This is a genomic window from Paenibacillus sp. BIC5C1 (genome assembly GCF_032399705.1).
GTDB lineage: Bacteria > Bacillota > Bacilli > Paenibacillales > Paenibacillaceae > Paenibacillus > Paenibacillus taichungensis_A.
In genome coordinates, this window is sequence record NZ_CP135922.1 from 6,035,791 (window position 1) to 6,050,931 (window position 15,141).

At 47.4% G+C, this 15,141-nt stretch carries 12 protein-coding genes and 1 pseudogene; 3 read left to right on the plus strand and 10 right to left on the minus strand.

The window, feature by feature from the left end:
• Window positions 1-100: 100 nt before the first annotated feature.
• From RS891_RS27100 to xylA, 8 genes and pseudogenes are all read right to left on the minus strand, one after another.
• Window positions 101-2,500 carry a YcdB/YcdC domain-containing protein gene (locus RS891_RS27100; protein WP_315793665.1) on the minus strand — a complete coding sequence of 800 codons (2,400 nt, stop codon included), beginning with the start codon at window positions 2,498-2,500 and terminating at the stop codon, window positions 101-103.
• Between the two features lie 203 nt (window positions 2,501-2,703).
• The gene (locus RS891_RS27105; protein WP_315793666.1) at window positions 2,704-3,654 is read right to left on the minus strand and encodes an alpha/beta hydrolase; all 951 of its coding nucleotides are present in this window, start codon (window positions 3,652-3,654) and stop codon (window positions 2,704-2,706) included.
• Between the two features lie 157 nt (window positions 3,655-3,811).
• Entirely contained in the window at window positions 3,812-4,444 is a 633-nt protein-coding gene (locus RS891_RS27110) for a bifunctional 4-hydroxy-2-oxoglutarate aldolase/2-dehydro-3-deoxy-phosphogluconate aldolase (protein ID WP_113055403.1), read from the minus strand.
• Window positions 4,445-4,678: 234 nt separating this feature from the next.
• Window positions 4,679-5,752, minus strand: a complete 1,074-nt coding sequence (locus RS891_RS31750) for a glycosyltransferase (protein ID WP_220095255.1) — start codon at window positions 5,750-5,752, stop codon at window positions 4,679-4,681.
• Between the two features lie 429 nt (window positions 5,753-6,181).
• Window positions 6,182-6,742 (minus strand): annotated as a pseudogene (locus tag RS891_RS31755) (hypothetical protein); the annotation flags it as partial.
• Window positions 6,666-7,382, minus strand: a complete 717-nt coding sequence (locus RS891_RS27120) for a glycosyltransferase family 2 protein (RefSeq protein WP_315793668.1) — start codon at window positions 7,380-7,382, stop codon at window positions 6,666-6,668. The gene RS891_RS27120 and the pseudogene RS891_RS31755, both read right to left, overlap by 77 nt.
• A 297-nt stretch (window positions 7,383-7,679) precedes the next feature.
• A complete protein-coding gene (gene xylB, locus RS891_RS27125) occupies window positions 7,680-9,173 on the minus strand; it encodes a xylulokinase (protein ID WP_315793669.1) in 1,494 nt (497 codons plus the stop codon).
• A gap of 380 nt (window positions 9,174-9,553) precedes the next feature.
• On the minus strand, window positions 9,554-10,870 hold the full coding sequence (xylA, locus tag RS891_RS27130) for a xylose isomerase (RefSeq protein WP_315793670.1): 1,317 nt from the start codon (window positions 10,868-10,870) through the stop codon (window positions 9,554-9,556).
• A gap of 199 nt (window positions 10,871-11,069) precedes the next feature.
• Between xylA and RS891_RS27135 the strand changes: the two genes are divergently transcribed.
• A complete protein-coding gene (locus tag RS891_RS27135; RefSeq protein ID WP_315793671.1) occupies window positions 11,070-12,236 on the plus strand; it encodes an ROK family transcriptional regulator in 1,167 nt (388 codons plus the stop codon).
• A gap of 145 nt (window positions 12,237-12,381) precedes the next feature.
• Window positions 12,382-12,579 (plus strand): hypothetical protein, encoded by a 198-nt coding sequence (locus RS891_RS27140; RefSeq protein ID WP_053779005.1) that lies wholly within the window; start codon window positions 12,382-12,384, stop codon window positions 12,577-12,579.
• A gap of 224 nt (window positions 12,580-12,803) precedes the next feature.
• On the opposite strand, the gene RS891_RS27145 is transcribed toward RS891_RS27140, so the two are convergent.
• Together RS891_RS27145 and trxB are read right to left on the minus strand one after the other, a co-directional pair.
• Entirely contained in the window at window positions 12,804-13,034 is a 231-nt protein-coding gene (locus tag RS891_RS27145) for a glutaredoxin family protein (protein ID WP_113055408.1), read from the minus strand.
• A 56-nt stretch (window positions 13,035-13,090) separates the two neighbouring features.
• Window positions 13,091-14,032, minus strand: a complete 942-nt coding sequence (gene trxB / locus RS891_RS27150) for a thioredoxin-disulfide reductase (protein ID WP_113055409.1) — start codon at window positions 14,030-14,032, stop codon at window positions 13,091-13,093.
• A gap of 253 nt (window positions 14,033-14,285) precedes the next feature.
• Here trxB and RS891_RS27155 point away from each other — a divergent pair, with 253 nt between their 5' ends.
• Window positions 14,286-15,017, plus strand: a complete 732-nt coding sequence (locus RS891_RS27155; protein ID WP_053779008.1) for a ZIP family metal transporter — start codon at window positions 14,286-14,288, stop codon at window positions 15,015-15,017.
• The last annotated feature ends 124 nt before the right edge of the window (window positions 15,018-15,141 follow it).

Consider the following 15,141-nt stretch of genomic DNA (forward strand, 5'->3'; position numbering starts at 1 on the left):
ACCCTCCGCAGAAGGTCCCCCTGTCTTCAGTAAAACAAACCTAACCTACCCGTTATCCTCATCATATGACTCTTCCGGGTATTTATGCAACAAACACAAATCAATATAAACGATTGCCGCTCATAAAGGTATCCGTTTTGCCCTGAAGCTTGGCCAGACGTTCCAATACCTGAGCTGCTTCGGCAACCGTCACTTTGCGTGCAGGCATGAAGCGTCCTTCGATCGACGGCAACAACCCCAGCTTGATGCTTAGGGACACAGCTCCCTTATTGTTGACTGCACTGGCATCTGCCAGATTGGGAAGATCCGATGGCAATGTGTAGAATCCGGCCAGTTTCTCATAGCGCAAAATGCGCACGAGCAGTACAGCCAGCTCTTCACGAGTCATCTCCTCTTCTGGATTTAGCTTCGTTTCAGAGTCGGCACCTGCTAACCAGCGCTGATCGATCAATGTCCGCACAGCTTGGTAATAAGGGCTCTCCGGGGTAATGTCAGCATATAGCTTCTCACTCCCGTTCCCACTGTAATACATATCCATATTCGGGTTAACTGCTCTTGCGAGATAGGTAAACCAATCACCCTTGGTGATAACCCGGTCTGGGAATACACGTCCCTGATCATCTGAAAGAATTACGGCATGTTGAGTCATATTCCGAAGTGCAGCCTCCGCCACATGACCCGAAATATCACTAGGTTGAACATTCGCAGCGGTATTTCCACTACCATATAAAAACTTCCATTCTCCTGTGTTAGCATCAAGTACTTCATAACTGGAGGAAATTGAATTTTCATTTCGTGTAGGCCGGTAAACCAGGTTTACACCCGAAGGAACGACCTGACCAGTACTCAAGGCATAACCACCGTAGCGGGAGTATGCCATTGTTAACTTGAATGCTTCCAGATAGGTCGCCTTTGCCTTTTCATAACTGATGGCTGGTTTGGTGTTTCCAGGCAACTGTTCAGGCGTTGCAGCAATCCTTGTATAGAATTCGTTGATGGCCCCATCCTTCAAGACTTGTACTTGTACTGTATCATCCATAACCGCAATTCCGTTCATGTAGCGCTGGAACATAAATGTACGTGCACCTTCAAATTCAAGCACGCTGGACAACCGGAATTGATCTGATGCACCTGGAACCAATGCAATCACCTTGTTGATTGCAAGCTTCTCGGCTTGTGTCCGGGTTACGGACTTAGTCTCATTCTGATCCGCCGGTTTCTCCTGCGCTGCGCCTGGTTCCACCCGTTGATACAAGCTGTAACTGTAAATCTGTCCAGTAAACGCATCTACCTGTGCCGAAATATCTCGCATGAACATGTAGGATACATTCGCATTTCGATTGCTCCAGCTCAGGCTCCAGACTTGATTGTTAGGACTCGCATACTCACCTTTGCTTAACTGACTATGCTCCAACTTGTAACCTTTCGGAATATCAAAGTTCTTTTTAATGATGTTCTCGGCCTGTTGTGCATTTAATTTCTGACCGTTCGCTGCGACAAAAGGAGCTTCACTTCCTTTTAAAGGTTTATTCTGCTGTAAAGAATCTTCAGCTCCAATAGCTTTTCCAGTCATTTCGTTAATCGGCTCCAGTGTATTTGCATCCAGCGGAACCATGCTTGAATTTTTCGGCATATAACCAAGATAATACTGTTGTCCTTTGAGCGAGGATAGACGATCAGTCGAGATATAGGCAAGCTGTACATCAAACTGCTCCTCAAATCGTTGACTGGCTTTCTCTTCCGATGCTGCAGGCTTCGATGAAGGATATTCAGCTCCCGTTGTACTTCTTGAATAGCCTGTCACCAGGCCACTTTCATCCACACTTATGTAGACCGTCTCTGCCTCAGACAGCAACCCTTCATGTTTGAGTTGGTAACCATATCGATATTCCGTTCTACCAAACAAAGATTGCTGTGCATTGGATTGGTACAGATCTCCAAGAGGAGCATACTCATTTTCTTTTAATCCGGGAATAGCTTTGAATAGTAATGCCTCTGCATGCTTCTCAGCCTCGTCTTTGGTCAATTTGACTTCAGAATCAGTAGACTGCTTATCCAGTAATTCAGAAGGCATATGTACGCTTAGCACTTCCCCCGTGCCCGCATGTACCGTTGCACCGAATCCCATCGTATGGTTTCCTTCAACAATTTGAAAGCCAATCTCCCACGCCTTGTAATCTGGTGGTGGAAAAGAATTCGGTGAATCAAATCGTGCGTATGAAATCGTCGCCTTTTTTAACAATGGAAATAATTTTAGTATATTCTCGCTGGCTTGCTTGGAGGAGATTTTGGCTCCTTCAGGCACCTCGTTGTCTGTTAATCCAAGTTGTTGTTCTGTTTCCCCCGCTGCGGATTCTGTTACCTGCTCCGCTGTCGCTGCCGACGCGCTGCCTGCAAACCCTGGTGTCTGTGATGCCAGAAGCAAAGTTGCCATGGCTGCTGTAGCCGCTTTGGCTGTAAACATTTTGAATCGTACATTAAATTTCCAATCAAAACTCAAATCTGGACCTCTCCCTTCAATTTCATACAAGGATGCATGCAAAATAACCTCGCATGAATATTGCCAGTCTATTCTATGATACCATAAGCTTCCTTTTTAATCGTCATTTTCCCAACAATTTTACAAATGTGAATTTCTGCATATTTTATAGAAACAGCAAAAAAACGCCAACCGGGTTGGCGTTTCGACGATCAGCCTGAGCATCAAGTGGGCCGAATTTTATCTTTATTGACGTTCGGTATAACTGGTTCATTGGACTGAGCCTGCACCTGTACATGAGTTTTCAAAAAAGGAATCACCGTATTCCAGAACGCAGGATCTTCTTCTGAACAGCTATGGCCTCCACTATTGACCCATAGATGCTCTACAGGCGGATCCGCTTTGGACATAAAATATTCAAGTTCGCTTGGTGGAATAAAGTTATCCCCTTTGGAATGTACCATAAGCATCGGCAGTTGCATTCCCTTGCGCCGTTCATTCAGCAGCATGACTGGATCACGCTGACGATACGTTTTCAAAGATTCTCCAAGCCGCCAGAACCAGATCCGCGGAATCAACTGGGCCAATGGAAACAGAGGCAGACGCCGCCGTCTCAGCTCCGAACTGACGATAACCTCGAATTGGGATGGCATGGAGTCCGTGATCACCGCTGATACAGGAATGCCCTCCGTTACAGCAAGGATCGTCCCGAGTCCGCCCAAGGAGTGCCCAAGCACACCAATTGCAGCAGGATCAATTTCTTGCCTTGACGACGTATATTGCAATGCTGACAACAGATCATCACGGAAAAGGTAGGCAGACGCCGCTTTAACCGGATCACTGGCTCCATGGCTTCGAACATCGTACATAAAGAGTGCGTAACCTGCTTCCCAAATGGGACGTGCATAACGGAGGACACATGATCGGTTGGAGCCCCATCCATGTGCAATAATAACCAACGGCCAAGGCTTCGGCATATGAGCTCCAGCCGGAATGAACCAGCCATGCACTCGCCCGCCTCCACTCTCGAAGGTTATATCCTCAAATGGCATGGGCGGTGTGAGCGTAATCGGAATCTTTTTGGGGGTCTGACTCTTCACCGCTGCCTTCCATAAACCACCTGCAGTTACTGCGGCAACAGCAATCATCCCGCCAATCATCGTTTTAGCTTTCACTGGTGTCACTCCTCTCCGTTTTCTGGTCTAACTCCATCATACGACAGCAAGGTTAACAGGACGTTAATCCACATCACTTCTTATATTATATAATGGTCCGAAAGCACTTCTTATATATACCCTGATATGTCTAATCCACTTCCGCTAGCTTCAATGTTCAACCCTCGATTTTCGCTATTTCCACAAATGCACGAGTGCAAGCAGCAATCTGCTCATCGTTCCCTGCTGCAAGTGCTTCTCGTGGCAAAAGTGCACTTCCAAGGCCCACTGCCGCCGCACCAGCAACATAATAATCTGCAATGTTATCCAGAGTGGCTCCGCCTGTTGCAAGCAGTGGAATATGATTCAATGGAGCCTTGATTTCACGTAAATACGGAATACCCAGACTCGCCATTGGAAACAGCTTTACCGCTTTTGCTCCTGCTTCATAGGCAGCCACAATCTCCGTTGGAGTCATCGCACCGGGCCAGATCTCCACTCCATGTTCTACAGCATATTCAATAACAGACAGATCGACATTAGGAGAAACGAGAAATTGAGCACCTGCTGCAACGGCTTCTTTAGCCATCTGCACATTCAGTACCGTGCCTGCCCCGATATAAGCCCTACCCTCATGCCGTTCGCGCCAGTCTGCAATAATATCATGTGCTCCAGGTGTGTTAAGTGTCACTTCCATCAAACGGATTCCACCATCAGTCATCCCTTGCCCTGCTGCCTGAGCAGATTCCCGGCTAATCCCACGCACAATAGCTACCAGTCTCGATTCCAATAATACTTCCGTCAGATTCATGCCAACTTCCCCTTGTTTCATAGATTCGGCAGCCGAAGACAAGTATTCGTTATCACCGCTTTTCCGTTAGTCACTATTGTAAAGCATATCCTCCCCTGGATGAAATCATTTGATCCAATTTCTTGTGAGAGAGTGTACATCAATGTCTCCGGTATAAAGTTAAGTGGAAACACAAAAACCTCTCCATGGAAAAAGGGATTATTCATCCTCTTTGCTCCATTAGAGAGGTTTGTTCTAAGCATTTTCCAGCACATTATCCTTCTTCTCCAGATCTTTAAAATACTTATCATTATACAACATGCTGGGATGTGTCGGATGGTACATCAAAGCAATGTCATTATGCTCTTTGGCTTTGGCCCGATTGCCCATCCTGTCATAACACACACACAATTGTAAATGCGGCATCCATGTCCATGCAGCTTCGTTCAATACTACCATTGGATCGGTCGGGCGTACGGCGCGAGTCGCCTGATCATACCAGTATAAGGCTTTGCGGTAATCGGTACGGTCGGCAAAATATCCACCCAATCGGCAGCAGATCTCTGCCCTCGGCAAATCAAAGGCAAAGGATCTCAGTAATGCCGAGACTTCCTTTTCCGAATGTTCAAGTGCTACCTCGCAATCAGCTATCTTCTGGCATGCTGCAATCTGATCCTCCACCCATCCCAGTCCGGTATCCAGAAATTTCCCATAGTACTGTACTGCATCTTCAAGGTGCCCGTGGTCTCTGAGTTCATTGCCAAAATAATATAAATCACGCGGAGAAAATTCCTCCCCTGCCTGTTCGCGTTTACGATAAATCTTTAGATTGCGATCTGTGTATTCCTTATCTTTCTTATGCGTGACTGCAACGTCACTATGCAGTAGATGACCTGCCACTTCAAGATATTCATGCACGGCACCAATCCAGCGATAATTCCGATCCCTGCGCACCAGCCGGTTCCGTCTCAGACTATATGCCACCTGGCCCTCCGCCGTAAAGGACAGATGATAATCCATCGTAACACTATCCACAGCAGGGTCCAGGGAACGCTTCAGTTCAATGAGCTTCACCCGGTCATCCGCTTCAAACACATCATCTGCATCCAACCATAATATATATTCACTTTTTGCTTGTTCAAAGGCAAAGTTCCGTGCTGCCGCAAAATCATCCACCCACTCAAAATCGATAATGCGTTCCGTATAACGAGCAGCAATCTGACGTGTCTGGTCCGTCGAACCCGTATCTACGATCACAATCTCGTCAGCAATCCCATTAACCGAATCCAGACATCTGGCAAGGGAAGCCTCTTCATTTTTCACAATCATACACAGCGAAATACTGATCGATTCCTCTCCTCGTATGGCTCTGCGATTAAAAGCAGCTACTCCCGGCAATTCAGATAGTCGGTAGATGTGATAAGCCGGAAAATGTGTATCCACATATAAACGAAACCCTAATGCCTGAGCACGGATACAAAAATGGCGATCTTCTCCCCAGAAAGATACGTTCGGAATCTGGTCATAGGAAACCCCGGACTCCAATACATTCCTGCGAATAAGGGTACATGCCCCAAGTCCCCCCACTTCATAACAACCCGGCGTACGTAATTGCCTCAGGAATGCATCCGTTTGTGTACCTTCGTCCTCTGCTTCCTCCTCTGGATTACGTTTGCCTCCCTTGCGAAACAGGGCATACTCATCCTGCAACCAGACTTGTGGCATTTCCCTTGTGCCCGGCTGCCATCGTGTCCAGAAGATATTGGAGATGATCTCCTTCCTATTCGATACGAGCTGTTCCAAACTACGTGGATGCAGAACAAGATCGGAATCAATCAGGAACACGGCATCGTACTCCCGGTCACGGGCATATGCCAAAATACGATTTTTCAGTCCGGCTACTCGCCAGATCTGTTCGTCGCGCCAATAATGCCCACCCTCATCCTTGTTGTATATTCCTTTTCCCTGATTGGCATCTGCTTCATCTACATTGGCATCCAAAAAGTTGCCTTCATGCCGAAGTGCAAACTCATGGAGCATATTAGATGCCGCTTCTTCTTCATTGTCATCCACAAACAGATAGTCTGTCATTACCGTCGTTCGCTCAAGCGATTCCAAGGACTGGAGAAATTCACGTAGTACCGGGGCCGTCTGCCGAACAGGACTTGCAATAAGAATCTTTTCCTTTGGCACTTCTTTTCCTTTTTCCTTTTCCTTCTTCAAATCCAATGTCCTCCTTCCCTTATTCCAACCATTGCAGGAGTCTTGGCTCTGCATCCAAAATGGATTCGTACTGTTCCTTCCAGCCATATCTCGCATCCGGGTCCAGTGTCTGATAGCGCTCGTATTTACGAATCCGATCCTCTGCACGCGCCCAACCATAATGCTTCACCCGAGGGGAATGACATCCATAGGCAAAATGCTGGATGGTTAGCGGAAAACGGCCGCAGTGCTGCGGCGTTTCCTTCCATTCATAACTCCATTCCGGTCGGTATCGGACCAGAAATGGCCGATAATACGCATGAGCCTGCCAGTATTGGTCTTCCCGGTAATGTGTATCGCTCCACATATCAAACAACCTGAAATAAATGGCGTCCTCCGTTCCACCCAACAGTTGATTCCGAACAATGCCAAAGTCCGTTGTCAGAATTTCATCCGCATCCAGGTTCAAGATCCATTCCGGTCCGGTAGCTACTGTTGTTTCCCACTGCTGTTTGCGTAAACTCACCTCATCTGCAAACAGGGAGGCTGGGTTCACAATCAACGTAAGCGGAATTCCCTCCAGCATTTCCTGGCATAAAGCGACGGTTTGGTCCGTACTTCCGTCGTCAATAATCACCGCACGATCAATCCATGGTCGGTGAGTCTCCAACGCCTGTCTGAGATACCTGTGCTCCTCATTGCGGACAATCATGGACAAGGTGACATGCGGCCTCGTGGTTGCTTCACGATCTTCCAACTCCCCACCTCCAGGCTGAGTCTGTCACGCGTAATAACTGATGTGCTATGGATGATTAAAATGGTAGAACCCCTGTTAACCTCAATATCTAATCTATGCGCGCCTGGAACAGGGTTATGTCTGGCGGGGAAACCTTTCATGACGTTTAGAAATCTTCAAAATACGATATGTCCTTCTTTTCGTGGACAATGACAAAAAGGCACCCGCTTTGGCAGGTGCCTCCTTAATGTAATATTTCATTGGCTTAATAGTTAATGGCCTATTGAGATCTTGATATAGAAAGAGGTCTTCGGACACTCAACGATATGCGGCCAGACGATCATTCAGGCTGCGTGTTTGCCCGTACACATCCTGATACAGCGCGAATAGTCCGTCATACACCTTAACCGTCTCCGGGTTAGGTGCATAGGATTTGGCAGGACGAATGAACGCTGCTGCACATTCTTGCAAAGACGGGAACCAGCCACAGCCATAAGCTGCCAGCATCGCCGCTCCCATTGCTGGGCCTTGCTCACTTTCCAATTTCACAATGGTAGCATTGAAGACATCGGCCTGCATTTGCAGCCAGGCTTCATTTTTGGCACCACCACCAATGGAGATGACTTCGTTTACCGTTTTGCCAGCGTTACGCAGAATATCGATGGACTCCCGCAGCGAGAACGTAATGCCCTCCATCACAGCACGTCCAAAATGCTCCAACTTATGACCGGCATCCATGCCAATAAAGCTGCCACGAATGTTCGCATCCGGGTGCGGTGTGCGCTCACCAACGATATAAGGCGTGAACAACAACCCGTTGCTTCCCGCTGGAATCGCATCAATGTCCTGCAAGAGCACATCAAATGATTTGTCAGCTGCAAAAGTATCCTTGAACCAGGACAGGCTGTATCCTGCCGCCAGCGTTACCCCCATAATATAGAAGGCATCTTTCTCGCCATGGTTAAAAAAGTGCACTTTGCCTTCAAAATCGAGATCCTTACGCTCTTCATAGGAAAGCACTACCCCGGACGTTCCGATACTGCACATCGTCTGTCCTTCACTCAGAATGCCTGCGCCAATGGCACCGCACGCATTGTCGGCACCACCTGCATAAACTTTCGTTGCCGCTGCAAGTCCGGTTTGATCGGCAATCTCAGGCAATAATGTGCCCACTTCTTCAAAAGACTCCACAAGACGTGGGCACAAGGATACTGGCAGTTCAAATGCTTCCGCAATTTCCTTGCTCCACTGCTTGCCTGCAACGTCCAGCAGCAAAGTGCCTGCTGCATCCGAATAATCCATAGCATAATCACCTGTCAGGCGATACCGTACATAGTCCTTCGGCAACAGGAACAAGGCCGCCTGTTGCAGCAATTCCGGTTCGTTCTCCTGTACCCACAGAATTTTGGGCAGTGTAAAACCTTCAAGTGCACGGTTGCGGGCAATGCTTAGCAATTTGCCATCCAGTACCTTCTCAATGCGGCGGCACTGAGCCGTTGTCCGTGTATCGTTCCACAGGATGGCATTGCGCAGAGGTTTACCTTCGGCATCCACCAGCACCAATCCATGCATCTGTCCGGAGAAGCTCAGCCCTTCGATTTCCGAAGGATGTACGCCGGACACCTCCAGCAATTTGCGCAGCGACACAATGGTCTGTTCTACCCAATCCTCCGGGTTCTGCTCACTGTATCCAGCTTTGGGCTGGTACAGCGGATAAGCCTCGGAAGCTTCAAACGCTACTTTCCCTTCACGGTTCACCAGCACCGTTTTAACTGCACTTGTTCCCAGATCGACACCAATTACGTAACTCATAGATATCCCTCGTTTCTTTCATGGTTGTATAAATGGAGTTCGATTGAGCATGAAGCCACTCCGTGATCAGAAAACCCTCGGATCGCCGTTACCCCCGGATTTCCTTTATCCCCTTTAGCAAGGGTGAAATCCGGGGATAAATGCGACCGCTTCGCTTCCTCGGGTCCTTTCTGCTCACTCCGTTCTGCATGCAAATTATTCATTTATATCAAAAATTTAAAAACCGCTTTTTTTGTTTAATCAAAAAACCGTCCCCGCCTTCCCAGGGGAAAGTCGGGAACGGTCCGAATGTCATGCTTGTTCAGGCGTTCCGTGGTACAAGCTTGTACAGGGCAGGCATGGTCGTCACATGCCATGCCTTGCACAGGTGAAACACAATATTAGTCAGCCAGGATGTATTGGTTGAGTTTTGCTCTCAGCAATTCCTGACGTCCGGATTGGTTTTTGCGTGGGCTTTCGTTGTTCAGCGCGTATTCTGCAAGGGAAGCCAGTGTTGCTTTACCTGCAACCACATCTGCACCGATACCTTCGCTGAAGCTGCTGTAACGTTTTTCGATGAAGTCATCGAATACACGATCTTCAATCAATTTCGCTGCTACTTTCAGACCTTTAGCATACGTATCCATACCTGCGATGTGTGCCAGGAACAGATCGTCTGCTTCGAAGGAACCACGACGTACTTTGGCGTCGAAGTTCACACCACCACGTCCGATACCGCCGTTTTTCAATACTTCGTACATCGTCAATGTAGCATCGTACATATCAACCGGGAACTCATCCGTATCCCAACCGATCAACATGTCGCCTTGGTTGGCATCGAGGGAACCAAGCATGCCGTTTGTACGAGCAACGCGGATTTCGTGATCAAATGTATGACCAGCCAGTGTAGCATGGTTTGCTTCCAGGTTGAGTTTGAAGTGTTTGTCCAAACCGTATTTTTGCAAGAAAGCAATGGAAGTTGCTGCATCATAATCATATTGGTGTTTCGTTGGCTCTTTTGGTTTAGGCTCGATCAGGAATTGTGCGTCAAAGCCAATTTCCTTCGCGTAGTCTACAGCCATATGGAACATGCGAGCAATGTTGTCTTGCTCCAGTTGCATGTCTGTGTTCAGCAATGTGTCGTAACCTTCACGACCACCCCAGAATACATAGTTTTCAGCGCCCAGACGTTTACCCACTTCCAGACCTTTCTTGATTTGTGCTGCAGCGTGAGCGTACACGTCTGCGTTACAAGTGGAAGCTGCACCAAACATGAAGCGTGGGTTCGAGAACATGTTCGCTGTGTTCCAGAGCAGTTTTTTGCCGCTGGATTTCATGTGGTCTTCAATCAAATCAACGATGGTATCGATGTTGCTGTAGAACTCACGCAGGCTGTTGCCTTCTGGTGCGATGTCCACATCGTGGAAACAGAAGAACGGGAGATTCATTTTTTCCAAAAATTCAAATGCTGCTTCCACGCGTACTTTCGCGAGGTCCAGACCGGAGTATTTATCCCAAGAACGAACAGCAGTCTCCGCACCAAACGGGTCACTACCGCCCGCTGTTAATGTATGCCAGTAAGCCATGCCGAAACGGAAGTGCTCTTCCATCGATTTGCCGGCTACAACTTCTTCCGGGTTATAATGTTTAAAAGCAAATGGATTCGTGGAATCTTTACCTTCGAACGAAATTTTATTAACGGATTCAAAATAGGCCATGTAAAATGCCTCCTCAATAGTTTTGAAAGTAATCGTTTACAACGTTATCCTAACACATCAGTTATACTTTGTCTATTGGTTAAACAAAGTAAAAATAAAATTTTTTTTGCACGTTTGTTTACGCTATAATAGTCGAATAGCTTGTTTACGGATTGCGGGTCTGAACCCTTTTATAGAAGAATAGGAGTGCCTTATCGATATGAAAATTACCGGAGACCAGATGCTGGTCAAAAAAATAAACAAGTCGATCGTACTGGATACGATTCGGCGTCATGCCCCCCTCTCCCGTGCGCGAGTATCCGAGATTACAGGGCTGAATAAAGCAACGGTATCCAATCTGGTTGCCGATCTGATCAATGATGAACTCCTGCAGGAAATTGGCCCTGGGGAGTCCAGCGGTGGACGTAAACCTCTGATGTTGCTATTTCGCGGTACATCGGGATATGCCGTAGGTTTGGAACTTAGCGTGACACACTTAAAGGGTGTGCTTACCGATCTGGAAGGTCATATCATCACAGAGTACGCCGTGAAGCTGGAACATCATGATGTACCCTCTGTATTTGAACAGTTGAAACTTGCGGCAGAACATCTGATTCAGGCAGCCCCTCCCTCCCCTCACGGGGTAATTGGTATTGGAATCGGGGTTCCGGGCATGGTAGACGAAGAAGGAACGGTGCTGTTTGCACCCAACCTGGGGTGGGAGAAGGTCCCGCTACGCGCCATGCTGGAGGAAGCTTTCGAGTTGCCTGTGACGATCGATAATGAAGCGAATGCAGGCGCTCACGGAGAGTTGAATTTTGGTGCGGGCATTGGAGTTCGTCATCTGATCTATATCAGTGCAGGCATCGGGATTGGTTCAGGCATTATGGTGGATGGCGAGCTGTATAAAGGAGCTTGGGGGTATGCCGGAGAAACAGGCCATATGTCCATTGAAGCAGAAGGCAGACCTTGTTCCTGTGGCAATCGTGGCTGCTGGGAGTTATATGCTTCGGAGAAAGCTTATGAGCACCCGGATCATCAGTTGCTTTTGCCAGCACATACGACACGGGAATTGATTGATTATGCACAACAAGGCCATGAAGATGTATTGAAGTTATACGAGGAAATCGGCCGTAAACTGGGGGTAGGCATCACTAATATCGTCAACAGTTTCAATCCTGAGCGCATCATTATTGGCGGCCCTCTTTCTGAAGCAGGACAATGGATTGAAACGGCGATGAAACAAGTGGTGGAGGAGCGAACGTTGCCCTATCACCGCCGAAGTTTGCAGATTGAATGGGCTGCTCTGGGCAGTCGTTCTACACGTGTTGGTGCCGCTTACTCAGCAATTTCCCAATTTCTAGGTAAAATAAGAGTGTCCGTCTAATAACGGATGAAAATTGACATCATTTCGCCCCATTTCCTCCCTTTTTGTTAAAGAAATCCAGAGGTATAATAGGGTTATGTGATTTTTGTCATGGCGGCATGAATGTCGCTGTGTTAATTCCGATGACGAAACGGAGTGAAAATTCGTGACCTACGTGGATACTTCAGATATCTCGGCGCAAATGTTTGTCACCGTACTCCTGTTCCTGATCGTGCTTGCGCCGCTGTTCAGCCTTGGCATACTTCGATTGTTTCAGAGCAAAAAGAAGGCTGGTTTCATGTACATGCTGTCAGGCGTACTGGTGTATGTAGTATTTCAGACCTTTATGAGTATCTTTTTTTAGATAAGATAAAATATGTTTGATTTTAAAGTCAAATCCCCTTTTACGTCCACAAAAGAGTTCATGAAACATGTGCTCTGTTGTAGCTGTGAAAGGGGATTTTTCATGTTGCAAATAAAAGAAGCCTCAGTCCTGATTCGGACTAAGGCTTCTCCAATATATATTCAAACGGCTCGCGCGAACCGGAATAGCTGCATGTGACTTGAACTTACCCTATATTGGGTAAATTAAGCGTCCAACACTTTGGCGAATTGAGTTTTGTTCATACCCAGAATACGGTGTTCTCCAATGACAGTCAGTGGTACGGCACGTACGCCCATATCCCATACTTGTTGTGCGAACTCGTCGCTTGTCTCGATATTGCGCTCTTCATAAGAGATGCCTTTGTCAGCCAGGAAGCTTTTTACCGATTTGCAGTTTGGGCAGTTGGTTGATGTGTATACAATTACGTTTTCCATGTTTATTCACCTCATATTGTTTTTTTATAGCTAATCTATTGGTCAAAGCAGTTCCCTTACAGGGCTACTGCGCTGTGCTCCAGGCTCTCAATATATTTCTCTGTATCCATCGCAGCCATACATCCACTACCTGCAGCTGTAATCGCTTGTTTGTAACGGGTATCCTGTACATCACCACATGCGAATACGCCTGGGATATTGGTTTCAGATGTGCCCGGTGTAGTCAAAATATAACCGTGTTCGTCGGTTGTGATCTGTCCACCCAGGAATCCAGTGTTTGGTGTGTGACCAATTGCAACGAATACACCGCTAGCAGGGATAATTTCTTCTTCACCTGTTTCGTTGTTCAGCACTTTCAATCCAGTTACGCCGTTGTCGCCTGCCAGCACTTCAAGAGGGGTACGGTTCAATGCCATTTCCACTTTCTCGTTGCTGCGTGCACGATCCTGCATGATTTTGGAACCACGCAGTTCTTCACGACGGTGTACCAGGGTCACTTTGGAACCGAAACGGGACAGGAAGCTCGCTTCCTCCAGTGCGGAGTCGCCACCACCAATAACGATGATCTCTTTATTACGGAAGAAGAATCCGTCACATGTCGCACAAGTGCTGACACCACGGCCAACATTCGTTTCTTCTCCAGGAATACCAAGGTATTTAGCAGATGCGCCAGTAGACAGGATTAAAGTTTCGGATACGAGTTCACCCATGCCTTCAACCTGAATTTTGAATGGACGCTCGCTCATATCGATGTTGTTTACCCAGCCTGTACGGAATTCTGCCCCAAAGCGTTCTGCTTGTTTGCGCATATTGTCCATCAGTTCAGGACCCATAATGCCGTCAGGGAAACCTGGGAAGTTCTCTACTTCTGTTGTTGTTGTCAGTTGACCACCAGGTTGCGGTCCTTCAATAACGAGTGGGTTCAAGTTGGCACGTGCCAGATAGATTGCTGCTGTCAGCCCTGCAGGGCCTGTTCCAATAATAATTGATTTATACATGTATAGTTCCTCCCCCGGGTTCTGCAAAAAGGTCAGGCTCTCCGGCATCAAAAGCAAAGGCTTTTGCATACACTAGAACGAAAGCCTACATCATGTCCACATGAACTGCCCGTTATGACAATTAACCTATGCAGAAACGGAATTCTAATTTATAATCATTCTAATCTGTTGTTCATTATGATCTCTTTTATGTACGGTGTCAATGCTCGGCAGCGATTATGAAGAAGTCTTCATCAGGAGGGAAAATGGAAGCATGAACGATGCACTCATTGGCAGCTTTATCTCAGCCATGTCTACCGGCCTAGGGGCCATACCTATTCTATTTATGCGCAAAGTAACCCACCGCCTGCGTGATATTTTGCTTGCCTACGCAGCAGGCATCATGACCTCTGCCTCGGTGTACAATCTCATACCGGAAGCACTCGGGCAATCCAATTTGTTTGTACTTGCCCTTGGTATCATGCTGGGCAGCATGGTTCTGCTTGTGCTGGAGATGAAGATTCCCCATGTGGATCTGGAAAATCCCGAGAAGATGCCTTTCAAAATTGAAGCCAAAGCCTTCATGATCATTGCAGCCATCACCATGCATAACCTGCCCGAAGGGCTATCGGTAGGTGTCAGCTACGCAAGCAGTGACGCAGGACTTGGCAATCTGATTGCCTTTTCCATTGGATTGCAGAATGCGCCGGAAGGATTCCTGGTCGCCCTCTTCCTCGTCAATCAGAACATCGGTCGCTTCAAAGCGCTCGGTATCGCCACGTTGACGGGTGCAGTTGAGATTGTTACAGCCATGATTGGTTACACACTCAGTAGCCTGGTGTCCGGCCTGGTTCCTTACGGTCTGGCCTTTGCAGCGGGTGCGATGATGTTCATCGTGTACAAGGAATTGATTCCCGAAAGCCACGGCGACGGCAATGCACGGGCGGCAACGGTTTCCTTTTTGCTTGGACTGATCACGATGATTGGTCTGACTGAACTCTTTTAATGGAAAGAACAAAGAACAGCCTTCATATGAACACATTAATGAACGGCAAAAAACCTGAAAGGACAGCAGCTCGCTGAACTTCCAGGTTCTTTTTTTGTTCACAAATGAAGATTGAATGAAATCG

What these genes read in the sequence shown, in the direction of transcription:
- RS891_RS27110 (WP_113055403.1), bottom strand. Translation starts at nt 4,444, where the DNA reads ATGAATCTGACGGAAGTATTATTGGAATCGAGACTGGTAGCTATTGTG.
- RS891_RS31750 (WP_220095255.1), bottom strand. Translation starts at nt 5,752, where the DNA reads ATGATTGTGAAAAATGAAGAGGCTTCCCTTGCCAGATGTCTGGATTCG.
- xylB (WP_315793669.1), bottom strand. Translation starts at nt 9,173, where the DNA reads ATGAGTTACGTAATTGGTGTCGATCTGGGAACAAGTGCAGTTAAAACG.
- xylA (WP_315793670.1), bottom strand. Translation starts at nt 10,870, where the DNA reads ATGGCCTATTTTGAATCCGTTAATAAAATTTCGTTCGAAGGTAAAGAT.
- RS891_RS27135 (WP_315793671.1), top strand. Translation starts at nt 11,070, where the DNA reads ATGAAAATTACCGGAGACCAGATGCTGGTCAAAAAAATAAACAAGTCG.
- RS891_RS27145 (WP_113055408.1), bottom strand. Translation starts at nt 13,034, where the DNA reads ATGGAAAACGTAATTGTATACACATCAACCAACTGCCCAAACTGCAAA.
- trxB (WP_113055409.1), bottom strand. Translation starts at nt 14,032, where the DNA reads ATGTATAAATCAATTATTATTGGAACAGGCCCTGCAGGGCTGACAGCA.
- RS891_RS27155 (WP_053779008.1), top strand. Translation starts at nt 14,286, where the DNA reads ATGAACGATGCACTCATTGGCAGCTTTATCTCAGCCATGTCTACCGGC.